21 protein-coding genes are annotated in these 24,023 nt (G+C 68.9%); 17 read left to right on the plus strand and 4 right to left on the minus strand.

Annotated features, from left to right (window positions below; translation table 11 throughout):
* Positions 1-30: 30 nt before the first annotated feature.
* The 3 genes from ACFXI3_RS10585 (at position 31) to ACFXI3_RS10595 (ending at position 7,545) form a co-directional block, all read left to right on the plus strand.
* The gene (locus ACFXI3_RS10585; RefSeq protein ID WP_378399354.1) at positions 31-4,026 is read left to right on the plus strand and encodes a hypothetical protein; all 3,996 of its coding nucleotides are present in this window, start codon (positions 31-33) and stop codon (positions 4,024-4,026) included.
* A 140-nt stretch (positions 4,027-4,166) separates the two neighbouring features.
* Positions 4,167-6,758: a rifamycin-inactivating phosphotransferase gene (rph, locus tag ACFXI3_RS10590; RefSeq protein WP_378399355.1), complete on the plus strand. Its 2,592-nt coding sequence runs from the start codon at positions 4,167-4,169 to the stop codon at positions 6,756-6,758.
* A 376-nt stretch (positions 6,759-7,134) separates the two neighbouring features.
* Positions 7,135-7,545, plus strand: a complete 411-nt coding sequence (locus tag ACFXI3_RS10595; protein ID WP_378399356.1) for a CAP domain-containing protein — start codon at positions 7,135-7,137, stop codon at positions 7,543-7,545.
* Here ACFXI3_RS10595 and ACFXI3_RS10600 read toward each other — a convergent pair.
* Both ACFXI3_RS10600 and ACFXI3_RS10605 read right to left on the minus strand, forming a co-directional pair.
* Positions 7,539-8,531 carry a cation diffusion facilitator family transporter gene (locus tag ACFXI3_RS10600; RefSeq protein ID WP_378399357.1) on the minus strand — a complete coding sequence of 331 codons (993 nt, stop codon included), beginning with the start codon at positions 8,529-8,531 and terminating at the stop codon, positions 7,539-7,541. The genes ACFXI3_RS10595 and ACFXI3_RS10600 overlap by 7 nt on opposite strands.
* Before the next feature lie 79 nt (positions 8,532-8,610).
* Positions 8,611-10,902, minus strand: a complete 2,292-nt coding sequence (locus tag ACFXI3_RS10605) for a (Fe-S)-binding protein (protein ID WP_378399358.1) — start codon at positions 10,900-10,902, stop codon at positions 8,611-8,613.
* A 169-nt stretch (positions 10,903-11,071) separates the two neighbouring features.
* Here ACFXI3_RS10605 and ACFXI3_RS10610 point away from each other — a divergent pair, with 169 nt between their 5' ends.
* The 7 genes from ACFXI3_RS10610 to ACFXI3_RS10640 all read left to right on the plus strand — a co-directional run bounded on the left by ACFXI3_RS10610 (position 11,072) and on the right by ACFXI3_RS10640 (position 15,889).
* Positions 11,072-11,398 carry an SMR family transporter gene (locus tag ACFXI3_RS10610; RefSeq protein WP_344287597.1) on the plus strand — a complete coding sequence of 109 codons (327 nt, stop codon included), beginning with the start codon at positions 11,072-11,074 and terminating at the stop codon, positions 11,396-11,398.
* Positions 11,395-11,955 (plus strand): TetR family transcriptional regulator, encoded by a 561-nt coding sequence (locus ACFXI3_RS10615; protein WP_344287595.1) that lies wholly within the window; start codon positions 11,395-11,397, stop codon positions 11,953-11,955. The genes ACFXI3_RS10610 and ACFXI3_RS10615 overlap by 4 nt, the downstream gene beginning before the upstream one ends.
* A gap of 22 nt (positions 11,956-11,977) precedes the next feature.
* Complete coding sequence (locus ACFXI3_RS10620) at positions 11,978-12,406, plus strand: GNAT family N-acetyltransferase (RefSeq protein WP_377871228.1); 429 nt, start codon at positions 11,978-11,980, stop codon at positions 12,404-12,406.
* 55 nt (positions 12,407-12,461) lie between these two features.
* Complete coding sequence (locus ACFXI3_RS10625) at positions 12,462-12,866, plus strand: GntR family transcriptional regulator (RefSeq protein WP_378399359.1); 405 nt, start codon at positions 12,462-12,464, stop codon at positions 12,864-12,866.
* Complete coding sequence (locus ACFXI3_RS10630) at positions 12,863-13,747, plus strand: ABC transporter ATP-binding protein (RefSeq protein ID WP_378399360.1); 885 nt, start codon at positions 12,863-12,865, stop codon at positions 13,745-13,747. Before ACFXI3_RS10625 ends, ACFXI3_RS10630 begins: the two co-directional genes overlap by 4 nt.
* The gene (locus ACFXI3_RS10635; RefSeq protein WP_378399361.1) at positions 13,744-14,724 is read left to right on the plus strand and encodes an ABC transporter permease subunit; all 981 of its coding nucleotides are present in this window, start codon (positions 13,744-13,746) and stop codon (positions 14,722-14,724) included. Before ACFXI3_RS10630 ends, ACFXI3_RS10635 begins: the two co-directional genes overlap by 4 nt.
* Positions 14,725-14,926: 202 nt before the next feature.
* Positions 14,927-15,889, plus strand: a complete 963-nt coding sequence (locus tag ACFXI3_RS10640) for an alpha/beta hydrolase family protein (RefSeq protein ID WP_378399362.1) — start codon at positions 14,927-14,929, stop codon at positions 15,887-15,889.
* Here the strand turns inward: ACFXI3_RS10640 and ACFXI3_RS10645 are convergent.
* Both ACFXI3_RS10645 and ACFXI3_RS10650 read right to left on the minus strand, forming a co-directional pair.
* Positions 15,841-16,356, minus strand: coding sequence for an NUDIX hydrolase (locus tag ACFXI3_RS10645; RefSeq protein WP_378399363.1), 516 nt, complete (start codon positions 16,354-16,356; stop codon positions 15,841-15,843). The two genes, ACFXI3_RS10640 and ACFXI3_RS10645, sit on opposite strands and share 49 nt — an antisense overlap.
* 8 nt (positions 16,357-16,364) lie before the next feature.
* Positions 16,365-16,904 (minus strand): YbhB/YbcL family Raf kinase inhibitor-like protein, encoded by a 540-nt coding sequence (locus tag ACFXI3_RS10650; RefSeq protein ID WP_378399364.1) that lies wholly within the window; start codon positions 16,902-16,904, stop codon positions 16,365-16,367.
* Positions 16,905-17,066: 162 nt separating this feature from the next.
* On the opposite strand from ACFXI3_RS10650, the gene ACFXI3_RS10655 reads away from it, so the two are divergent.
* The 7 genes from ACFXI3_RS10655 (at position 17,067) to ACFXI3_RS10685 (ending at position 23,899) form a co-directional block, all read left to right on the plus strand.
* On the plus strand, positions 17,067-17,843 hold the full coding sequence (locus tag ACFXI3_RS10655) for a DUF4097 family beta strand repeat-containing protein (RefSeq protein WP_378399365.1): 777 nt from the start codon (positions 17,067-17,069) through the stop codon (positions 17,841-17,843).
* A gap of 19 nt (positions 17,844-17,862) precedes the next feature.
* A complete protein-coding gene (locus ACFXI3_RS10660; RefSeq protein ID WP_378399366.1) occupies positions 17,863-18,081 on the plus strand; it encodes a hypothetical protein in 219 nt (72 codons plus the stop codon).
* Positions 18,078-19,484, plus strand: a complete 1,407-nt coding sequence (locus ACFXI3_RS10665; protein WP_378399367.1) for an alpha/beta hydrolase — start codon at positions 18,078-18,080, stop codon at positions 19,482-19,484. Before ACFXI3_RS10660 ends, ACFXI3_RS10665 begins: the two co-directional genes overlap by 4 nt.
* Before the next feature lie 187 nt (positions 19,485-19,671).
* The gene (dnaK, locus tag ACFXI3_RS10670; protein WP_378399368.1) at positions 19,672-21,546 is read left to right on the plus strand and encodes a molecular chaperone DnaK; all 1,875 of its coding nucleotides are present in this window, start codon (positions 19,672-19,674) and stop codon (positions 21,544-21,546) included.
* Complete coding sequence (grpE, locus tag ACFXI3_RS10675) at positions 21,543-22,241, plus strand: nucleotide exchange factor GrpE (protein ID WP_344287579.1); 699 nt, start codon at positions 21,543-21,545, stop codon at positions 22,239-22,241. The genes dnaK and grpE overlap by 4 nt, the downstream gene beginning before the upstream one ends.
* Positions 22,242-22,274: 33 nt before the next feature.
* On the plus strand, positions 22,275-23,459 hold the full coding sequence (gene dnaJ / locus ACFXI3_RS10680) for a molecular chaperone DnaJ (RefSeq protein ID WP_378399369.1): 1,185 nt from the start codon (positions 22,275-22,277) through the stop codon (positions 23,457-23,459).
* A gap of 5 nt (positions 23,460-23,464) precedes the next feature.
* Positions 23,465-23,899, plus strand: coding sequence for a heat shock protein transcriptional repressor HspR (locus ACFXI3_RS10685; RefSeq protein ID WP_116199398.1), 435 nt, complete (start codon positions 23,465-23,467; stop codon positions 23,897-23,899).
* Positions 23,900-24,023: the final 124 nt, after the last annotated feature.

Raw genomic sequence — 24,023 nt, forward strand, 5'->3', positions numbered from 1 at the left:
ACGTCACCGGATGGTGGAAAACTTGCGCGCATGGTTTCGGCCGGGAAACGTCTGCTCTTAGTCCTCGGCCTGACGGCCACTCTGCTGCCCCCGGCCGCGCCCGCGACCGCGGTGCCCGCCCGGCCGGCGCAGGATCTGCAGGTCACGGCGGTCGCGGAACCGCATCGGGTGCACGCCGGCGACCAGGTGACGTTCACGGTGAGCGTGACGAATCCGGCCGCGACCCCGGTGTCCGATGTGGACGTCGTGGACGAGCAGAACCCGCAGTGCGGCAAGAAGATCGGTTCCCTGGCTCCGGGTGCCGCCACGCGCTACCACTGCACGTTCGCCGCGCCGGAGAAGGGTTTCGTCTCGACGGTCAAGGTGACTGGCGTGGGCGCCGGCGGGCAAGCGCTCTCGGCTTCGGCGGGCAGCAACGTCGATGTCCTCCGCCCGGCCGTGACGTTGAGTCAGCAGGTCGACAAACCGGCTTACCGCGCTGGCGATCAGGCGACCTTCACGCTCAAGACCGCCAACACCGGCGACGTTCCGCTGCACGACGTGACCATCAACGGCTCAGGGGTCCCCTCGTGCGCTCGCGCTGTCGGGTCTCTCGCGCCAGGACAATCGGTGGTGGGCACCTGTACGGCGACGGTTCCGCTGCCGGACGGAGCGAGCGCGACCGTGAAGGGGATCGACCCGCTCGGCAAGGTCGTCTCGTCGACAGTCGACGCGAAAGTCCCCCTCATCACGCCCGCGTTGTCCGTCTCGAAGGCGGCCGTCCCGCCCGTGGTGCACGGCGGGGACCAGGTCACCTGGACTGTCACCGTGAGCAATACCGGCGACAGTCCGCTCAATCCGGTCGACGTCACCGACGACACGAACCCGGCGTGCTCGCGGTCCTTCGGCGTGCTCACGCCCGGGACTCAGCAGACCTACTCCTGCACCGCGAAACCTGCGTCGACCACCACAAACACCATCACCGCTACGGGCACTGACGGCACCGGCCGACCGGTCACGGCCAAGTCCTCGGCCACTGTCACGGTGATCCACCCGGCCTTGGCGGTCACCGCGGCCGCGTCTCCCGCGCAGGTGCGCGAAGGGGACCGCGTCACCTTCGCGGTCACGGTGCGCAACCCTGGCGACGTGCCGCTCGACGACGTCGCGGTGGCGGACGACAGCGTGCCCGGTTGTGTCCGCAACTTCGGCACGATGGCTCCCAACGCGGTCGAGACGTACAAGTGCGAACAGTTAGCTCCAGCGGACGACGTGACCAATACCGTTGTCGTGACTGGCAAAGATCAGCTTGGAACGACACAGCGCGCAACCGCGGAAGCGCGGGTCGACGTGGTCCACCCGACGCTGGAGGCCACTGTCGCGGCTGCGCCGTCGCAGGTGCGCGAGGGGGACCGTGTCACCTTCACCGTCACGGTAAGCAACACCGGTGACGCCGAGTTCCGTGACGTCGCGGTGGCAGACGACCGGGTCGCGGAATGCGCACGAACTCTCGGAACCGTTTCCGCACAAGGCAAACAGACCTTCACCTGCACCACGGTCGCCGGAGCGCAAGGCTTCACGAACGACCTAGCCGTGACCGGCACCGATCCGACCGGCCGCCCGGTCACCGCCAAAGCCAGCGCAGCCTTCACCGTGCAGCACCCAGCGGTGACCCTGGCCGCGGCTGTCCAAGGTGGACCGTTCCGCGAAAACGACGCCGTCGCGGTGCACGTAATCGTGGCGAACACCGGTGACGTGCCGCTCACCGGGCTGGCGGTCAGCTCGATGGCCCGCGCCGAAGGCTGTACGCAGCAACACGATGACGCCCTCGCACCCGGAGCCAACTGGACGTTCGACTGCGCCACCATCGCGCCGAGTACCGACGTGACCGAGGCACTGCAGGTCACCGCGAAACCGCCGGTTGGAGCACCGGTGACGGCGGCGACCGAGGCGGCGATCGACGTGATCCACCCGCTCATCACGCTCGCGCAAAGCGTGACGCCGACCGTCGTGCACCCGGGCGAGTCCGCGACGTTCACTCTGACCGTGACCAACGCTGGCGACACCGAACTCCACGACACCCAGGTCGCCGACCCTGCCGTCCCGGAATGCGCAAAGCGACTGGGAACCCTTGCCCCGCAAGCAAAGCAGACCTTCACCTGCGCTCATCCCGCGACCGACGGCCTCACCAGCGACGCGACAGTGACCGGCACCGATCCGTCCGGCCGTCCGGTGACCGCGAACGCCAGCGCACACGTCGACGTCATCCACCCCGCCGTCCAGATCACGCAGACGGTCGATCCGGCGCAGGTGCGCGAAGGGGACCAAGTCACCTTCACCGTCACCGTGCGCAACAGCGGAGACGTGCCGCTGACCAAGGTGTCCATTGTGGACCAAAACACTCCAGAGTGCGCCCGCGACTTCCCCACCCTGGCTGCCGGAGAAGAACAGCACTACACCTGCACCACCAAGGCCGGTCACGACGGCTACTCGAGCACCACCAAGGTGACCGCCGCAGACCCGCTCGGCGGCACCGTAACCGCCAGCGCGGACGCCGCGTTCACCGTCGTGCACCCCGGTTTGGCGGTGACGAAGACCGTCCACGGCGGCCCGTTCCGCGCAGGCGACCCGGTCACCTTCACCATCACGGTCACCAACACCGGCGACGCCCCGCTGACCGCCGTCAAGGTCGAAGACCAGGGCCCGTGCGCGAAAACCCTCGACACCCTCGCTCCGAAAGCGAACAAGACCTACGACTGCACCATCCCCGCCCCAGCCGACGACGCCGTCAGCACCGCGCACGTGACCGGCACCCCGCCGGTAGGCCAGCCGCTCACCGCGTCCGCCGACGCGCACATCGACGTCATCCACCCCGCGCTCACGGTGATGACCTCCGCGAACCCGACCGTCGCGCGGGCTGGCGACACCCTCACCGTGACAGTCGCCGTCACCAACACCGGCGACGTCCCGCTCACCGCGGTGACCAGCAACGATCCCGCCTGCCCGAAGAAGTTCGACCGCCTCGAACCCGGCGCCGCGCAGAGCTACCAGTGCACCGTGAAGGCCAAGCTGGACGACTTCGCCGTCGTCGCCACCCTGACCGGCGCGGACACGACGAACCGCCCGGTCACCGCGTCCGGCTCGGCGAAGATCGACGTCATCCACCCGGAAATCGCGATCATGAAGGACGCCCAGCCGTACGAGGTGCGCCAGGGCGACAAGGTCACGTTCTCGCTGCTGGTCCGCAACGTCGGCGACGTCCCGCTGACCGCGGTGTCCGTTGTGGACGATCGCACCCCGGCCTGCGCGCACCAGATCCCGAGCCTGGCCCCGGACGCCCAAATCGAGTACCAGTGCACGATCACCGCGGGCGCGGCCGGCTTCACGAACACCGCGACGGTGACCGGCACCGACCCGACGCAGCGAACGGTGAGCGCCATCGGACAGGCGTCGTTCAAGGTGAAGAAGCCCGCGTTCACCGTCGCCAAGCACGCCGCCGGCAGCGCGTATCGAGCCGACGACTCGGTGCCGGTCGAGGTCGTGCTGACCAACACCGGCGACCAGCCGTTGCACGACGTCCGGGTGACGGACCCCGCCTGCGGGCACACCTTCGCCGAGCTGCCGGTCGGCGGAACCCAGCGCTACCAGTGCGTCGCTCCGGCAACCGCCACCCCGACAACCGCGACCGCCGCCGCCCCGTGGGGTCCGCCCGTCACCGCGACCGGAAAGGCGGACTTCACGGTGCTGCATCCGGCGCTGGACCTGCGGCGCGACTACCTGCAGCAGCCGATCCGCCCGGGCGACCCGGTGACGTACGTGAGCACCCTCCGCAACACCGGGGACGCGCCCTTGCACGACGTGACCGTTCGCGACGCCGACCCGGCGTGCTCGTTCACTGTCACCCAGCTGGCCCCTGGCGAACAGGCCACGCGCGCCTGCACGCTCTCGGCGCGCGCGGACGTGACCACGACGACCACCGCGACCGCGACGGACCAGACCGGCCGCCCGGTGACGAAGGAAGCCGTCACGACGACGAAGGTCAGCCGGTGATGAGGGAAAAAGAAAAGGCAGAAGAGAACTCGTCTCCCTGCCGTATTTAACTTATAACGCATCGGGGGGCTTGCCGCAAGACCCGGGTGGTACCGCAGAATCTCCAGCCGAGAACGACCACAGACGGGGGAAACGAACGAATGGGCAGCTACGTGCTCGGGCTCCAGGAGATCGACCAGGAGCAGGTCGCGATCGTCGGAGGCAAGGGCGCGCATCTTGGCGAACTCGCGCGGATCGACGGGGTCCGCGTGCCGCCCGGTTTTTGCGTGACGACGGACGCGTTCGAGCGGATCATGGAGAACGCGCCGGAACTGGCGAAGCCGCTGGAGCGGTTGTCGAACCTGAATCCGGACGACCGGGACGCGATCAGCGAAGGCAGCGCGGAGGTCCGGCAGGCGCTCGAAGCCATCGCCATTCCGGACGATCTGGCGGCGGAGATCACCGACGCGCTGGTGGACGGCCGTGCCTACGCGGTCCGGTCGAGCGCGACCGCGGAAGACCTCCCGGGAGCCTCCTTCGCTGGTCAGCAGGACACCTACCTGAACGTCATCGGCGCGGAGGCGGTGCTGCGGCACGTCAGCCGGTGCTGGGCGTCGCTGTTCACCGAACGCGCGGTGACTTACCGGCTGCGCAATGGCTTTGACCACCGGAAAGTCCACATGGCCGTGGTCGTGCAGCAGATGGTTTTCCCGCAGGTGGCCGGGGTCGCCTTCACTGCCGACCCGGTGACGTCCAACCGGAAGATCGCCACCGTCGAGGCCAGCTTCGGCCTCGGCGAGGCGCTGGTGTCCGGCCTGGTCAACGCCGACAGCTACCAGGTGCGCGACGGTGCGATCATCGAGAAGGCGATCGCCGCCAAACAGCGCGCCATCCTGGCCGTCGAGGGCGGCGGCACGGAAGAGCAGCTGATCGCCGCGGACCAGCAGGAACAGGCCGCGCTGACCGACGAGCAGGTGCTCCGGCTCGTCGAACTCGGCCGCACGATCGAAGCGCATTTCGGCCGTCCGCAGGACATCGAATGGTGCCTGGCCGACGACGAGTTCCAGATCGTCCAAAGCCGCCCCATCACGACGTTGTTCCCGATCCCGGAGGCCGGCGACGAGGGCAACCACGTCTACGTTTCCGTCGGCCACCAGCAGATGATGACCGACGCGATGAAGCCGCTCGGCCTGTCGGTCTGGCAGCTGACGACCCCGCGGCCGATGGCCGAGGCGGGCGGACGGCTGTTCGCGGACGCCACCGCGTTGCTGACCGTGCCCAAGAGCCGCGCCAGTTTCCTTGAGATGGCCGGGAAATCCGACCCGCTGATGGGCGACGCGCTGGAGACCGTTCTCTCCCGCGACGGCTTCATCCCGCTGGCCGAGGACGACGGACCCGGCCAGCCGGTCCCCGGTGCCGCACCGGCCACCATCGAGACCGATCCGGCCGTCGTCACCGAGTTGATCCAGCACAACGAGGCTTCGATCACCGAGCTGCAGTGCGAAATCGCGACGAAGTCCGGCAGCGAGTTGCTCGACTTCGTCTTCGATGATTTCAAGGAGCTGCGCCGGATTCTCTTCGATCCGCGCAGCCACGAGGTGTTCACCGCCGCGATGCAGGCGTCCTGGTGGCTCAATGACCACCTGCAGGACTGGCTCGGCGAGAAGAACGTCGCCGACACGCTCACGCAGTCAGTTCCGCACAACATCACCGCGGAGATGGGACTGGCGCTCCTCGACGTCGCGGACGTGCTGCGGACGCATCCCGAGGTCGTCGCGTTCCTGCAGGACGTGGAGGACAACGGCTTCCTTGACGAGTTGCCCAAGCTGGCCGGCGGGGAGGAATCGCGCGCGGCGATCCAGGGGTACCTCGACAAGTACGGCATGCGCTGCGTCGGCGAGATCGACATTACCCGCCCGCGCTGGAGCGAACAGCCGGTCGCGCTGGTGCCGATGTTGTTGTCCAACATCAAAAACTTCGAGCCGGGAGCCGGACAGCGCCGCTTTGAACAAGGGCGGCGGGAAGCGTTGGACAAGGCACAGGAAGTGCTGGAACGCTTGCGCGCCTTGCCGGACGGCGAGGCGAAGGCCGAAGAAACCGAGCGCATGATCGAGCGCGTCCGGACGTTCACCGGATACCGCGAGTACCCGAAGTACGGCATGGTCAGCCGCTATTTCGTGTACAAGCAGGCCTTGCTGGGCGAGGCCGCGCGGCTGGTGCGGGCCGGGGTGCTCGACGAGCCGGAGGACGTCTTTTTCTTGCGGCTGCAGGAATTCCAGGAGGTCGTACGGACGAACGAGGTGGACTGCGAGCTGATCCAGCAGCGCAAGGAAGCGTTCCGGTCCTACGAATCGCTGACGCCGCCCCGGGTGCTGACCTCGGACGGCGACGCGGTTTCCGGAAGCTACCGGCGCGACGATCTGCCCGAAGGCGCGCTGGTCGGGCTGCCGGTGTCCGCCGGGACCATCGAAGGACGCGCCCGCGTCATCCTGGACCTCGCCGACGCGGACCTCGAACCGGGCGACATCCTCGTCACGGCGTACACGGACCCGAGCTGGTCGCCGCTGTTCGTCGCGATCACCGGCCTGGTGACCGAGGTCGGCGGCCTGATGACGCACGGCGCGGTGATCGCGCGGGAGTACGGCTTGCCCGCGGTCGTCGGGGTCCAAGGCGCGACGCGGCTGATCAAGGACGGCCAGCGGATCCGGGTCAACGGGACCGACGGGTACATCGAGGTTCTCGACGCTGGTTAGTGGGTCTCCGGCCGCTGCGCCATTTGGAGGTAACCATCGTAATCAGTTCGTGATAGTTTCCGCGGCTGTGTCCTCCATTAGTGTGCGCGTCCGGGTCGTGAGTGTGACTCTCAGTGTTCTCTTCGGGGGGCTCGGAGCAGCTGGCGGAACCTTTGCGCTGCGCTCCGGGCACCTCGAAACACTGAGCGTCGCTGTCCCGGAAACGCGCAACGACGGGCTGTCCGCGGGTGCGTTGCGGCCCTTCGCGGTGTCGCCGGCGTCCTCCACGTCGGCGACACCGAGCTCCAGCGCACCCGCGACCACGACGACCCCGTCGACGTCAGCCAAGCCCGCGCCGCAGCCTCCGCCCACCGAAGAGTCCAAAGAGGACACTCCGATGAGCAGCAGCGCGAAGCCGTCGCCGAAGCCGCGCAGCTCGCCGACGCTGGCCGGTCAGGTCATCAGCCTGGTCAACGACGAGCGGGGCAAGGCGGGCTGCGACCCGGTGACCGAGGAATCGCACCTCGACAAAGCCGCGCAGGGACACAGCGACGACATGTCCAACCGCGACTACTTTTCCCACGACACCCCGGAAGGCGACAGCTTCGCCGACCGCATCACCGCCGCCGGATACTCCAAGCCGGGCGCGGAGAACATCGCCAAGGGCGCGACCAGCGCGGACCAGGTGATGCAGATGTGGATGAACTCCAGCGGGCACCGCAAGAACATCCTCAACTGCTCGCTGACGAAACTGGGCGTCGGCGTCGCGACGGACGGCTGGTACTGGACGCAGGACTTCGGCTACTGAGTCGGCCGCGGCGGGAGGCCGTACCGGGCCAGCACGGTCGCGCGCAGCTTCGGATCCGTCCGCGGCACCGGTTCGATGAACACCTCCGCGACGTCCGGGAACCGCTCGCTCAGTTCGTCCGCCATCCGCACGCACGCGCGTTCCAGGTCGGCGGCGCCGAGAGCGTCGTCGAAGTCCACGCGGGCGCAGACCAGGACGTGGTCGGTGCCCATCAGCATGGTCTGCAGATCCACCAGCGCGTCGATCTCCGGCGCGTCCCCGAGGTGGTCCCGGATGCCGCGGACCAGGCGCGGATCCGCCTGACGGCCGACCAGCAGACCGCGGTTCGTGCTGCCGAGCAGGTACGCGACGCACGCCAGCAGCACGCCGATGAGGATCGACGCGGTGCCGTCCCACACGTCCGAACCGGTCAGCTGGTGCAGCCCGATCCCGGCGAACGCGAGCAGCAGACCGACCAGCGCGGCCGAGTCCTCGAACAGCACTGTCTTCGGGGCCGGGTCGTCGATCATCCGCAGGTAGGCGAAGAACGGCCGCTGCTCGGCCTTCGCGTCGCGCCGGACCTGCCGGACCGCCTGCGTCCAGGACACCGATTCGAGCGCGAACGCGATCGCCAGCACGATGTAGCCGACGATCGGTTTGGTCTGCTCCCCGCCTTCCCCGAAAACGGTCGCGAATCCTTCGTACAGCGCGAAAACCGCACCGGACGCGAAGATCGACACCGCGGCCAGCAGCGACCAGAAGTACCGCTCCTTGCCGTATCCGAACGGATGGCGGCGATCGGCTGGTCGCTCCGACCGCTTCAACGCGGTGAGCAGCAGCACCTCGGTGATGGTGTCGGCGACCGAATGCGCGGCCTCCGACAGCATCGCGCCCGATCCGGTGACGATGCCCGCGACGAGCTTCAGCACCGCGATGGCCAGGTTCACGCCGCCGGCCAGAACCACGGTGAGAGTGCTTTCGCCGCCGCTCTCGGATTCGTCGCTCACCCGGGAAAGCCTAATGGCCCCAGACGAAAACGGCCCCTCCAGCGCGAGGCTGGAAGGGCCGTCTTCAGTGCTGGCCGAGTCAGTCGTCGCCCTCGGGCAACGGCGTTCCGGTCGGCTTCTCGTCGGTCGGGACGTCCGGCTTGGCCGACAGCTCCGCGTCCGATTCGTCGAGCGACGGCGCGCCCGAGGCGACCAGCGCCGGCTCCGGCTTGCGCTTCACCGCGGTGAGCAGCAGCTGCGCGACGTCCACGACCTCGACCTTCTCGCTCGCCAGCCCGTCGCTCTGGCGCGAGGTGACGCCGTCGGTGAGCATCACGCGGCAGAACGGGCAGCCGGTGGCGATCTTCGACGGAGCGGTGCCGAGCGCCTCGTCCACGCGCTCGACGTTGATCCGCTTGCCGATCTTCTCTTCCATCCACATCCGCGCGCCGCCCGCGCCACAGCACATCGACCGGTCGCCGTGCCGCGGCATTTCGCGCAGCTGCGCACCGGACGCGCCGACGAGCTCGCGCGGAGCGTCGTAGACCTTGTTGTGCCGGCCCAGGTAGCAGGGGTCGTGGTAGGTGACGTCCTCGGCGACCGGCGCGACCGGCGTCAGGTGCTTCTCCCGCACCAGGCGGTTCAGCAGCTGCGTGTGGTGCACGACGTCGAACTGGCCGCCCAGCTCCGGGTACTCGTTGGCGAGGGTGTTGAAGCAGTGCGCACAGGTGACGACCACCTTGCGCGCCTTGCGTTCCCGGCCCTCGAACACCGAGTTCAGCACCTCGACGTTCTGCTGCGCCAGCATCTGGAACAGGAACTCGTTGCCCGCGCGGCGAGCCGGGTCACCGGTGCAGGACTCCTCCGAGCCGAGCACGGTGTACTTCACGCCCGCGATGTGCAGCAGCTCGGCCACCGCGCGAGTGGTCTTCTTCGCGCGGTCCTCGAACGCGCCGGCGCAGCCGACCCAGAACAGGTACTCCGCGTCGCCCAGGTCGCCGTCGAAGACCGGAACCTCGAAGTCGAGGTCCTCCGTCCACTGCAGACGGTCCTTGGCGTTCTGGCCCCACGGGTTGCCCTTGTTCTCCAGGTTCTTGAACATGCCGTTCAGCTCCGTGGGGAACGACGACTCGATCATCACCTGGTAGCGGCGCATGTCGACGATGTGGTCGACGTGCTCGATGTCCACCGGGCACTGCTCGACGCACGCACCGCAGGAGGTGCAGGACCACAGGACGTCCGGGTCGATGACGCCGCCGTCGTCGCCGACGAGCGCCTTCTGCGACTCAGCGATCGCGAGGACGTCGATGCCCGCGTACATGTTGTCGCCGGACAAGCCGACCTCGTCGCCGGCCATGTCGCGCTTACCGCCCGCGAGCAGGTACGGCGCCTTCGCGTAGGCGTGGTCGCGAAGCTGCGTGATGAGCAGCTTCGGCGACAGCGGCTTACCGGTGTTCCAGGCCGGGCACTGCGACTGGCAACGGCCGCATTCGGTGCAGGTGGAGAAGTCCAGCCAGCCCTTCCAGCTGAAGTCCTCGATCGCGCCGACGCCGAAGGTGTCCTCGTCCGGATCGGCCTCTTCGAGGTCGAGCACCTTGCCCTTGCTCATCATCGGCTTGACCGCGCCGAGCGCGACGCCGCCGTCGGCCTCGCGCTTGAAGTAGATGTTGAAGAACGCGCTGAACCGGTGCCAGGCGATGCCCATGGTCATCGTGCGGGCCACGACGATCAGCCAGACCGTCGCGCTCATCAGCTTGATGAAGGCGAACACCGAAACCAGCGCCGCGCTGGAAGGCAGCAGCTCGCTGAGCGGGTTCGAGACGAACGCGGCCCAGGTCGGCGTCTCGTGGACGTGCATCGCGGCCTTGCCGGCGCGCACGCCGATGATGCCGATGCCCTCGACGATCACCACGGCCTCGACGAAGTAGGCCCACTTGAAGTTCGAGCCCGCGAAGCGCGACAGCCGGTCGGCCCGGCGCGGGTGGTTCAGCTGCCGGATGATCGCGAGCGCGACGCCGCCGACGACCGTGCCGACGCCGAGCAGCTCCATCAGGAGGCTCCACAGCGACCAGTCCTCGAGGATCGGCCAGCCCCAGGTCGGGACGAACACCTCGCCGTAGGCCTCGAACAGCGCGAGCGACCCGATCAGGAAGCCCCACATGACGAGCCAGTGCCAGGGCGCTACCTGGCGGAACTTCGCCATGCGGGTGTGCGCCGCGAACTCCTTGACCAGGGTCATCAAGCGCGCCATGAACGGGCCGTTGCGCGTCGCGTCCGGCTGGCCGAGCTTGATCACCCGCACGAAGCGGGCAATGGTCGCGATGAACATTCCCCAGGCGACGATGCCCAGGAGGACGGAAATCCCCCCGAGCGTCAGCTGTACAGCGCCCATCGTCGGGTGCCTTTCGTCCGGTGTGGTGGTGCCGCCGCGCGAGCGCGCCGGTGCCGAGCAGGGTAACGCTTCTTACTGATGGGTAACCGGTCCGACGGTCCCAAGTCCCACCGATGTGGTGCACGCCTCGCTAGCAAGTGGGACGATCGTTCAGGTACTTTGTTTTGCTATGGGTGCTTACTTGTACCTCGCTTTGGCCATCGCCGCAGAAGTGACCGCCACTGTTTCGCTCAAGCTCTCCGAGGGTTTCTCGCGCCTGACGCCGTCGATCCTCGTGGTGGTCGGGTACGGCTTGGCGTTCTTCGCGCTGTCGCGGGTGCTGAAGCTCGGGCTGCCGATCGGGGTGGCCTACGCGATCTGGGCGGCGGCGGGCGTGGCGCTGGTCGCGCTGGTCGGCGTGCTGTTCTTGAAGGAACCGATCAACCTCGCGGTGATCTCCGGGCTGGTGCTCGTGGTCGGCGGGGTGGTGCTCATCGAGGTCGGGAGCCAGTCGTGAAAATCCAGACCGACGGCCGCAAGATCCGCGGCGAGAAGCGGCGGACGGAGATCATCGAAGCGACCCTGCGCGTGATCGAACGCGACGGCGTCGCAGGGGTCACGCACCGCACGGTCGCTTTGGAAGCCGGGGTTCCGACGACGTCCACGACCTACCACTTCTCCTCGCTGGACGACCTGCTCGTGGCGACGCTCATCTCGTGCGCGCGCGACATGGCGACCGAGGTGTACTGGATGATCGACCGCGCCCGGTCGCGCGGCAGCCGAGGCGCCGAAGAGGTGGCCGGCCTGCTCGCCGAGGCGCTGGGTCCGCGCCGTGGTCGCACGATGGCGGAGTACGAGCTGTACCTGCTGGCCGCGCGCAAACCCGAACTGCGCCCGGCCGCGCGACGCTGGCTGGATGTCCTGACGTCGATGGTCCGGCACGACGACGAGGTCGCGTTCCGGGTGTTCCTGGCGGGTATCGACGGCCTGCTGATCCAGGGGTTGATCGACGACGAACCGCCGTCCGCGGAGGAACTGCGGCCGGTGGTGGACTATCTCCTCAAACCCGCTTGACCTGGCTGATTGCCTTGCCGCCATGAGGACTGTGGGTGGCTATGAGCTGGATGACGACGTCGCGCGGGTGGACCTGGATGTCGTGTGGGAGTTCCTGTCCGCCGAGGCGTACTGGGCCCGCTGGCGGAACCGGGAGCAGGTCGAGCAGCAAGTACGGACTGCTTGGCGGGTAGTCGGGGCGTACGAAGCGGCGACCGGCCGTCTGGTCGGGTTCGCGCGGGCGTTCTCGGACGGGGTCGCGATGGCGTATCTCGCGGACGTGTTCGTCGTGGCGGACGCGCGCGGCGCGGGGCTCGGCAAGGAGATCGTGCGGGAGATGATCGACAACGGGCCGGGGGCGAACTTCCGCTGGATGCTGCACACCTCGGACGCGCACGAGCTCTACCGGAAGTTCGGCTTCGCCGAGCACGCCCAGGGGCGGTATCTGGAACGCGAGGCAGTCCGCGGGTAGCCGGGCCGGTCGACAGCGTTCCTCCATTTACCTATAGTGCTAGTTAGATAGATAAATGGAGGAACTAGTGATCGAGTTCCATCTGGACGCCGCGTCGCGGCTTTCGCCCTACCAGCAGCTGGTCCAGCAGGTGCGGCACGCGCTGCGGCTGGGGCTGCTGAGCGAGGGCGACCAGCTGCCGAAGGTCAAGGACGTCGTGGCGCAGCTGGTCATCAACCCGAACACGGTGCTCAAGGCGTACCGGGAGCTGGAACACGACGGACTCGTCGCGGCCCGCCCCGGCGTCGGTACCTTCGTGACGGCCACGCTCGCCGGACCGCCGCCCGCCGTCGTCGGCTCGTTGCGGCGGGACTTGCGGAAGTGGCTGGCCAAAGCCCGGCTGGCCGGTCTCGACGGCGAAGGCATCGAGGCGTTGTTCACGACGACTTTGCACAGCGCTTCCCAAGGCGAAACGGCGTGACCGCGGCACTGGGGGCACGGGCGCTGGGCAAACGGTACGGCCGGAACTGGGCATTGTCCGGCTGCACGCTGGACATCCCGGCCGGCCGGGTCGCCGGGCTGGTCGGCCCGAACGGCGCCGGGAAGTCGACGCTGCTGAACCTCGCGGCCGGGATGCTGACGCCGACGACCGGTGCCGTCGAGGTGTGCGGCGGCGTGCCCGGCAGCGGGCCCGAACAGCTGGCGAAGGTCGCTTTCGTCGCCCAGGAAACGCCGGTCTACCCGGGGTTGAGCGTCGCCGAGCACCTGCGGCTCGGCGCACGCCTCAATCCGCGGTGGGACGACGCGCTGGCACGCGCCCGGATCGAGCGCTGGGGACTCGATCCGCGCCGGCGGGCGGGAAAGCTTTCCGGCGGGCAGCGGGCCCAGCTCGCGCTCACCCTCGGCATCGCGAAACGCCCCGAACTGCTGTTGCTGGACGAACCGGTGGCCGCGCTCGACCCGCTCGCCCGGCGCGAGTTTCTCGCCAGCCTGATGGAAATCGTCGCCGAGGACGGCGTCAGCGTCGTGCTGTCCTCGCATCTGGTGGCCGATCTGGAACGCGTCTGCGACCACCTGGTCGTGCTCGTCGGCGGCGAGGTGCGGCTGGACGGCGAGGTGGACGAGATCCTGGCGACACACCGCAGGCTGACCGGGCCCCGGCGCGACGTGGCCACGCTGCCCGTGGATCAGCACGTCGTCTCCGCGAGTCACACCGACCGGCAGTCCACCGTGCTCGTCCGCACCGAAGCGCCGATTCTTGATCCACAGTGGACGGTCAGCGAACTCGGCCTTGAAGACCTCGTGCTCGCCTATCTGAGCGGCGATGCCGTTCGCCGCCCGGCGCTGGCGGTGCTCCGATGATCTGGCTGGCCTGGCGGCAATTCCGGCTTCAAGCGCTCGCGTTGTACGGCCTCCTCGGTGTTCTCGCGGCGGTCCTAGTGGTCGTCGGAAGGCCGAGTCCCGGCGACGGAGGGCTCGCGCAAACGGAAGGCCTGCTGTATTACGGCGGGCTTGTCGTGCTGTACGCGCTGCCTGCGGTCATCGGTGTTTTCTGGGGTGCGCCGCTCGTCGCCCGCGAGGTGGAGGCGGGCACCCACCGTCTGGTGTGGAACCAGACCGTCACCCGGAAGCGGTGGCTGGGCACGAAGCTCGTCGCGGGCGCGCTTGCCGCTGCGATCGCGGCCGGGGCGCTCAGTCTTGCCGTCACGTGGTGGTCGAGTTCGGTCGACAGCGTGGTCACCGGCACGCGTTCTTACTCCGTGCGTCTCTCGCCCGCGGTCTTCGGCGCTCGCGCCATCGTGCCCATCGGCTACGCCGTTTTCGCTTTCGTGCTCGGGGTTGTGCTCGGCGTGCTGGTGCGCCGGACACTGGTGGCGATGGCCGCTACGTTGGCGATTTTCGCGGTCGTGCAGCTCGCGGTGCCGTTCTTCGTGCGGCCGTACGTCCTGCCCGCGACCGAGCAAACCGTGCCGATCACTGCGTCGAACATCGCGCGGATGGGTCTCACGGACAAGGGCGAGTTCGAGCTGTTGACCGTGTCCGGTCCGAAGGGCGCGTGGATGCTGTCCAACGAGACTGTCGACGGTCGCGGCCAGGCGGTCAAACCCCCGGCCTGGCTGGCGGAGTGCCTTCCCCCGCCGGGGCTGGCGCCGCAGCGTCCGCTGCCGTCCGCGGAGTGCTTCGTCAAACTGGCCGGAGAGGGTTACCGGCAACGGATCGTCTACCAGCCCGAAGAGCGGTTCTGGCTATTGCAGGGCATCGAGACGGCGCTCTTCCTCGCGGCCTCCGTGCTGCTCGCCGGGCTCGGCGTCCGCTGGATCCGCACTCGTCTTTCTTGAACCGAAAAGGAAACTTCATGAAAAGAGCGCTCTACGGATTGGCGGTCGCTGCCCTGGTGCCGCTCGTGACTGCCGCTGCGGATCCGGCGCCGGCGGCACTGCCCGCGCCGACCGGCCAGTCCCCGTCGGCACCACTTCGCTGTACCTCAAGGACACTTCCCGCCCCGACCCGTGGGCGAGCGGGGTGAACGCGCGGGAACTGATGGTTTCTCTGTGGTACCCGGCGAAAACGGCGACCGGACGGCACGCCGCGTACCTCACTCCCGACGAATCCCGGCTCCTGCTCGAAGACGGCGGAATCACCACCGTGCCGCCGGACATCCTGAGCCGGACGCGGACCAACGCCTCCGTCGACGCCCCGGCCGCGGGACGGCGCGGGAGCCTGCCGCTCATCGTGCTCTCGCCCGGATTCAAGAAACAGAGCGGCACGCTGACCGGGCTGGCGGAGGACCTGGCGAGCCACGGCTACGTCGTCGCCGCGATCGACCACACCTACGAGAACGTCGGACAGTCCTTTCCGGACGGTCGCCTGACCACCTGCGTCGCCTGCGACTATCCCCGGAGCCCGGAGTTCTGGCAGAAACTGGAGCGGAGCCGGGCCGCGGACGTTTCGTTCGTGCTGAACCGCCTGACCGGCCCGAGTCCGAGATGGCGCGGTGCCGACCTGATCGATCCGTCCCGGATCGCGATGGCCGGACACTCCGTCGGCGGCGCGAGCGCCATCCCGGCGATGCTGGCGGATCCGCGCATCCGCGCCGGAATCGACATCGACGGCACGACCGACGACCCGATCCCGGACGGCACGGCGTTGTCGAGGCCGTTCTTGTTCCTCGGCAAGACGGAGACGTACACGCCGGGCAGCGGCCGTCCCGAGACGATCAGCTGGGAGAACGACTGGAAGCGCCTGACCGGGTGGAAGCGCTGGCTGCTGGTGACCGGAGTGGTGCACCAGTCGTTCACCGACCTCGTCCTGCTCGGCGACCAGCTCGGCCTCGATTTCGGCGCGGAGCAGCCGGGCGCGCGGACGATGGACATCACCCGCGCGTATGTACGGGCGTTCTTCGACCAGCATCTGCGGCACCGGCCGGACCCAGTGCTGGATCGGCCTTCACCGCGTTATCCGGAGGTGCTGTTCTGTTCGGTGGAGCCGCCGGGCTGCCGGTGAACATCCAGCGCCCGGGCGACGACGTCCCTGATCAAGGTGTCGTCCGGTGTGCAGTTCTCCAGCAATATGTCCAGATCCTCGGCGCCGGCCCAGGCGTAACGCGAATGCTTGTCCCATTCCAGGACCGGGCGGGACAGATCTCCGTCGACCTCGACCACGAAGTAGACGCTGGTCTGCTCGACGCCGTCCTGCTCCGGCCAGCGGTAGCTGCCGAGGTTTCGCACGATCCGGCGCAGCCGCCATCCGGTTTCCTCGGCGACCTCGCGCGCCAGCGCCGCCACCGGCGTCTCGTCGTCCTCGACGTGCCCGCTCACGACGTCCCACGTGTTCGGGAACAGCCGCCGGTCCGCGTCGCGGAGCTGGACGAACGCGCGTCCTTCGGCGTTCAGGACGACCGCGCCGACCACATCCGGCCGCGGTTGCGGAAGGCGAACCCCCTCCGCAACCGCGACCTCGTTCTCCCCCATCGAAACCTTCAGCCCTTGTTCTCGTAAACCGGCACCAGCGTGGCCCGCCCCAGCGTGTGGCCGAACAGGTTGAACCCCAGGAACGCGGGCGTAGCGTCCTCCGGAATCTCCAGCGTCTCCACATCCAGCGCGTGCACCACGAAGAAATACCGGTGCGGCCCGTGCCCGGGAGGCGGCGCGGCCCCCAGGTACTGCTTCACCCCGCCATCACCCTTAAGCGTGACCGCGCCCGAAGGCAGTCCCGACCCCGCGGCATCCCCCGCACCGCCCTCGAGCGAAGTCACCGAGGCCGGGAGGTTGAACACCGCCCAGTGCCAGAAACCGCTGGCCGTCGGGGCGTCCGGGTCGTACACCGTCACCGCGAAGCTGCGGGTGCCTTCCGGGAAGCCTTCCCACGCCAGCTGCGGCGACCGGTCCTCCCCGCCGGCGCCGAAGATGCCCGACAGCTGCGGCTGGGCCAGCGTCTCTCCGTCGGCGATGTCCGTGCTGCGCAGGGTGAACGAGGGAACCGACGGCAGGTAGTCGTACGGATTGGGCGGCTGGGGCATGGGTTCCTCCTGATCCACGGGGCTCTCCGATCGCCAGGTTAGGACCCTGGGTTGAGCGACGCCGCCTCAGGGATGTTTCGGGGGGTTTACCGGATGTCCCCAGGGGTCCGCACCTTCTAACGTCTCTCGAGACAGCCGAGAGTGGTACTGAGGGGAACAGACATGGCACGCCCGCTTCTGGCACTGGCCGGCATCGCGGTGATCGGCGTTGGGGTGGCGATCGGATTCGGCGGGTGGGGGTTCGGGTCCACGGTTTCGCGGGATGCGACGCTGACGCAGGAGATCCGCTCGGTGAAGCTGGAGAACGGCTCGGGCGACGTGCGCATCCGCACCGCGCCCGGCGCGGCCCGGGTGCATCAGACCCTTCGCTACCACTTCAGCGGCCAGCCCGGCGACGCCTACCGCGTCGACGGCGACCAGCTCGTCATCGTCGACTGCGGCCGCAACTGCACCGCCGACCTCGAGCTGATCGTCCCGGCCGGCGTCCCGGTCACGGGCAGCTCCGACTCCGGCACGCTGGACTTCGCGGGCGTCGGCAGCGTCGACGTCACCGCCGATTCCGGGCGGGCGCAGGTGCAGGACGTTCCCGGGCTGGTCAAGCTCAGGCTGGACAGCGGCGCCGCCGAACTGCACAACGTCGGCGAGGTGCAGGTGCACAGCCAGTCCGGCCGGATCGAGGGCGACGGACTGCGCGGGCCGGTCGACGTTTCCGCGGGCAGCGGGCGGATCGAGCTCGCGCTCACCCAGCCGAACACCGTCAAGGCGCAGGCCGACTCCGGCCGGATCGCGCTGACCGTGCCGCGTAACGGGTCCTACCAGGTCACCGGCAACAGCGAGAACGGCCACCGCAGCATCGACATTCCGCAGAACTCCGGCCCGGACACGAAGACGCTCGAGCTGAACACGGACAGCGGCAGCGTCACCGTCAAGGCCGTCTGAAGGGGAGAGCAGACACATCATGCGCAAACTCGAAACGCGGCTGCTGGCCGCGGTGCTGGCGGGCGCGGTGGGGGCGTTCGCGATCACCGCGGCGATCGGCCACTCGCCTGAGCCGCAGGCCACGACTCCGGTCGCGGTGGTGGAAGTTCCGGTGCAGCAGGGGGTCGTCCGGAACGCGGAGGCCGTCGTGCTTCGTACGGCCGCCGAGGACCGGGCCGCGCAGGTGCGCCGGGCATGAACCTCGCCGCTGCCGTGCTGACCATGCTTCCGCTGGTCAGCGCACCGACACCGGCGTTGACCTGGACGCCGTGCGGGACCGAACAGGAACCGACCGCGCAGTGCAGCCAGATCGAGGTGCCGATCGACCGCGCCCATCCGGAGACGGGGGTCGCGCACATCCCGCTCACCCGGCTGCCCGCGGCTGACCAGAAACACCGGATCGGTTCGCTGCTGGTCAACCCGGGCGGGCCGGGCGGATCCGGGGTCGGCTTCGTGCGCTTCGGCGGACTCGACACCAAGGTCATCGGATCGGCGCGGAAACCGTTGCGGGACCGCTTCGACATCATCGGCTTCGACCCGCGCGGCGTGTGGTTCAGCGATCCGAAGATCAGCTGCGACCAATCGAAGCTGTACGACCCGAAGATCGGTCTCTTCCCAGCCACGAACCAGCAGTACGACGCCTTCGTCGCGCACAACCGCGCGGCGGGCGAGGACTGTCTCGCCAAGACCGGCCCGATGCTCGGGCACGTCGACACGCAAAGCGCCGCCGAGGACATCGACGGGATCCGCGGTGCGCTCGGCGAGCAGAAGATCTCCTGGCTCGGCGTCTCGTACGGCACCGAATTGGGCGCGGTGTACGCGTCGAAGCATCCGGACCGGGTGCGCACGATGGTGCTCGACGGCGCGGTGGACCATGCCCGGCCGACGTGGCAGGCGATGATCGAGGAAGCCGCCGCGACCGAAGACTCCTTGCTGCGATTCGCCGCGTGGTGCGACCGCTCGGCCGACTGCGCGCTGCACGGCAAGAACGCGCTCGCCCGCTACGACGACCTCGTCACCCACGGCGCGTACGCGAAAGCGTTGGGCCGCAAGGCAACCGGCGAGGAACTGGCCTCCGGCGCGTACGGCCACCTCTATCTTCCGGCCGAATGGCCGGCCCTGAGCCGCGCGCTGGCGGACCCGGACGCGAGCGCGCTCGCGACCAACTCGTCGTTCGCCAGCGACACCTACGGCGCGTACCGCTCGATCGGCTGCCAGGACTTCCCGTCGCCGTTCACCGGCCCGGCGGACCTGCGCGCGGCGGCGAGGACGATCCGCGCGGCCGCCCCGCACAGCTGGCGCTACACCGAGTACTGGGACCTCTCCGCGGGCTGCACCGGATGGCCGGTTCCCGCGTTGAACCCGCCGCAGCCGCATCCCGTGCACGGGGCACCGCCGATCCTCGTCGTGGGCGGTGCGCACGACCCGGCGACGCCGTTGCCGTGGGCGCACGGGCTGGCCGCGAGCATCGACGGATCGGCGCTGCTCACGTACCTCGGGGACGGCCACACCGGCCTGCTCAACTCCGAGTGCGTGCGGCGTGCCGAGGCCAGGTATCTGGTGAGTGGCGTCACACCCCGGCGGGGCGAATTCTGCGGGTGAACCCGGGAACAAGTTCGGGTGGTTGCCCGTTATCCTGAGAGCAAGGTTGAGTGCGGTCGGCTCAAGTCTGAGGGACCGGGCCGAGCGCGAGACCGGCGGAACCTGCTAAGAAGGTACTCAAGAGTGCCTCGAAACCGCAGGTCACGAACATAGCATCAGTACTGGACAGAACACGAGAGGAAGCACCATGGCGCGAGCGGTCGGCATCGACCTCGGCACGACCAACTCGGTCGTCGCCGTCCTTGAGGGCGGCGAGCCGACGGTCATCGCCAACTCGGAAGGCTCCCGTACCACCCCGTCCATCGTCGCCTTCGCCAAGAACGGCGAAGTGCTGACGGGCCAGCCGGCGAAGAACCAGGCCGTCACGAACGTCGACCGCACGATCCGGTCCGTGAAGCGGCACATCGGCACCGACTGGAAGACCGAGATCGACGGCAAGGGCTACACGCCGCAGGAGATCAGCGCCCGCGTGCTGATGAAGCTCAAGCGCGACGCGGAGGCCTACCTGGGCGAGGAGATCACCGACGCGGTGATCACCGTCCCGGCGTACTTCGAGGACGCGCAGCGCCAGGCCACCAAGGAGGCCGGCCAGATCGCCGGCCTGAACGTGCTCCGGATCGTGAACGAGCCGACCGCGGCCGCGCTGGCCTACGGCCTGGACAAGGGCGAGAAGGAACAGACCATCCTGGTCTTCGACCTCGGCGGCGGCACGTTCGACGTCTCGCTGCTGGAGATCGGCGAGGGCGTCGTGGAGGTGCGCGCCACCTCGGGTGACAACCACCTCGGCGGCGACGACTGGGACGAGCGCATCGTCACCTGGCTGGTCGACAAGTTCAAGGCCACCAACGGCATTGACCTGACCAAGGACAAGATGGCGCTGCAGCGCATCCGCGAGGCGGCCGAGAAGGCGAAGATCGAGCTGTCCAGCTCCAACTCCGCCAGCATCAACCTGCCCTACATCACGGTGGACGGCGACAAGAACCCGCTGTTCCTCGACGAGACGCTGTCGCGCGCCGAGTTCCAGAAGATCACCTCGGACCTGCTGGAGCGCACCCGGCAGCCGTTCAACAACGTGATCCGGGACGCGGGCATCGCGGTCGGCGACATCGACCACGTGGTCCTCGTCGGCGGTTCCACCCGCATGCCGGCCGTGTCCGACCTGGTCAAGGAGCTGACCGGCGGCCGCGAGCCGAACAAGGGCGTGAACCCGGACGAGGTCGTCGCCGTGGGCGCCGCGCTGCAGGCCGGCGTGCTCAAGGGCGAGGTCAAGGACGTCCTGCTGCTCGACGTGACCCCGCTGTCGCTGGGCATCGAGACCAAGGGCGGCGTCTTCACCAAGCTGATCGAGCGCAACACCACGATCCCGACCAAGCGGTCCGAGATCTTCTCGACGGCGGACGACAACCAGCCGTCGGTGCAGATCCAGGTGTTCCAGGGCGAGCGCGAAATCGCCGCGGCGAACAAGAAGCTCGGCATGTTCGAGCTGACCGGTCTTCCGCCCGCTCCGCGCGGCGTGCCGCAGATCGAGGTCACCTTCGACATCGACGCCAACGGCATCGTGCACGTGACCGCGAAGGACCTCGGCACGAACAAGGAACAGTCGATGACGATCACCGGCGGCTCCGCGCTGCCGAAGGACGACATCGAGCGCATGGTCAAGGACGCCGAGGCGCACGCCGAAGAGGACAAGAAGCGCCGCGACGAGGCCGAGACCCGCAACCAGGCCGAGACGCTGGTCTACCAGACCGAGAAGTTCGTCAAGGACAACGAGGACAAGCTGCCCGAGGACCTCAAGGGCAAGGTGAAGTCCGCGATCGACGAGGCGAACGAGGCGCTCAAGGGCACCGACTCGGCCAAGATCCGCGAGTCCATCGAGAAGCTGAACACCGCTTCGCAGGAGCTGGGCAGCGCGCTGTACGCGAACGCCGGAGCCGAAGGCGCCCCGGGCGCTGAGGGCGCGGCCGGCGCCGCGGGTGCCGCGGGTGCCGCGGGCGACGCTCCGAAGTCGAAGGCGGACGACGTGGTCGACGCCGAGATCGTGGAAGAGGACGAGAAGAAGTGACCCCCCGCCACTCCGAGACCGAGGGTCCTGGCCCCGAGGAACCGGTAGTCGTGCGGGATCGGCGACGGGTGGACCCGCAGACCGGCGAGGTCCGCCCGCCCGCCGCGGAGGAGACTCCGGCCGGCGAGGAGCCCTCGGGCCCCTCGCTGGGCGATTCCGTGGACGAGGCCGTTTCAGCCACCTCGGATGTCGAGAAGCAACTGTCCGAGCGCACTGCCGACCTGCAGCGTCTGCAGGCGGAGTACGCGAACTACCGCAAGCGGGTCGACCGCGACCGCGAGGCCGTGGTGCAGGGCGCGAAGGCGTCCGTGGTCGGCGATCTGCTGCCGCTGCTGGACGACCTCCAGCGCGCGGAGCAGCACGGCGACCTCACCGGCGCGTTCAAGGCGGTGGCCGACAAGCTGGTCAGCAGCCTGGAGCGGTCCGGCCTGGAAGCGTTCGGGACCGAGGGCGAGGAATTCGACCCGAGCGTCCACGAGGCCGTGCAGCACAGCACGTCCCCGGACGTGAAGGGCCCGACGGTCACCCTCGTCATGCGCCGCGGCTACCGCTTCGGCGAGCGGGTGCTGCGGGCGGCGCTGGTCGGCGTGACCGACCACGAGCCCGGCGAGGCTCCGGCGGAACCGCCGGTGGACGGGTCGGTCGGCGGCGAACTGCCGCTCGACGGTTCGGTCGATGAGTCCGGCCAGCAGTAACAATCGGTTTGCAGCGAAAGGAGGAGACACCCGATGAGTGCTCGGGAGTGGATCGGCAAGGACTTCTACAAAGAGCTGGGTGTCTCCTCCGACGCGACCGCGGACGAGATCAAGAAGGCTTACCGCAAGCTGGCGAAGGAAAACCACCCGGACGCCAACGCGGGCAACACCGCGGCCGAGAACAAGTTCAAGGCTGTGTCCGAGGCGTACGGCGTGCTGTCCGATCCGGCCAAGCGCAAGGAGTATGACGAGGCGCGCACGCTCTTCGGCTCCGGCGGCGCGGGCGGGTTCGGCGGCTTCCCCGGCGGTGGCGGCGCGGGCGGCTTCGACATGAGCGACCTGTTCAACCAAGCCGGCGCGCAGGGCCAGCAGGGCGGATTCGGCGGTCTCGGCGACATCCTCGGCGGCATTTTCGGCCGAGGCCGGGGCGGTGCCGCCGGCGCGACGGCGAACCGGCCGCAGCGCGGCGCGGACGTCGAGACCGACGTGCGGATCGATTTCCTCGAGTCGGTGAAGGGCGCGACGCTGCCGTTGCGGCTGTCGAGCCCGGCCACCTGCAGCACGTGCGGCGGCAACGGCGCGAAGCCGGGAACCGCGCCGCGGGTCTGCCCGACCTGCAGCGGATCCGGGCTGGTCAGCCGCAGCCAGGGCGCGTTCGCGTTCTCCGAGCCGTGCCAGGATTGCCGCGGCCGGGGCAAGATCATCGACGACCCGTGCCCGGAGTGCGGCGGCGAGGGCATCAGCACCCGCACCCGCACGCTCACCGTGCGCATTCCGCCGGGCGTGAAGGACGACCAGCGGATCCGGCTGGCCGGGCAAGGCGAACCCGGGCGCGGCGGTGCGCAGGCGGGCGACCTGTACGTGCGCGTGCACGTGGCCCCGCACAAGCTGTTCGGGCGCAAGGACCTCAACCTCACGCTCACCGTTCCGGTGGACTTCACCGAACTCGCACTGGGCACCACGGTCACCGTGCCGACCCTCGAAGGCAAGGTGTCGCTGAAGGTGCCCGCGGGTACCGCGAGCGGCCGAGTGTTGCGAGTGCGCGGAAAGGGCATCCAGAAGCGGGACGGCGCGCAGGGCGACCTGCTGGTCACGCTGGAGGCGGCGGTCCCGGAGAAGCTCGACGACAAGGCGCGGTCCGCACTCGAGGCCTACGCCGAGGCGATGAAGGGCCACGACCCGCGGCCTGAGATCACCGAGTTGCTCGAAGGCAGGTGAGGTCGATGTTCGGCGGCAATCCGGGACTCCCGCACGGCGCGGACGAGGACACCCCGGTATTCGTGATTTCGGTGGCGGCCCAGCTTTCCGGGCTGCACGCGCAGACGCTGCGCTCCTACGACCGGCACGGCCTGGTCTCGCCAGGCCGCACCGCCGGCGGCGGACGGCGTTATTCGATGCGCGACATCGCCCTGCTGCGCGAGGTCCAGCGCCTCTCGCAGGAGGACGGGGTCAACCTGTCCGGCATCAAGCGCATCATCGAGCTGGAGAACCAGGTCGACGCGCTGCAATCCCGGGTGCACGAGCTGACCGAAGAACTCGCCGCCGCCTACGTGGCCGCCGAGCGGGCTGCCGCGGCGGTGCACGCTTCTTATCGCAAGGATTTGGTGCCGCTGCAGCAGAACACCGCGCTGGTGGTCTGGAAACCCAAGCGCCGCTGACTGTGTCGTGCGTGGCGAGCACGGTGAGAACCGTGCTCGCCACGCACGAGCCCCAACCCCCTCCCGCCGCAGCCGGAGGGGGTTTTTGCTGCCCTGGCTGGCCCGCCCCGGAAGGCCGTCCGCT

Origin of the sequence: Amycolatopsis sp. NPDC059235 (genome assembly GCF_042754125.1) — a bacterium.
Lineage (GTDB): Bacteria > Actinomycetota > Actinomycetes > Mycobacteriales > Pseudonocardiaceae > Amycolatopsis > Amycolatopsis albidoflava.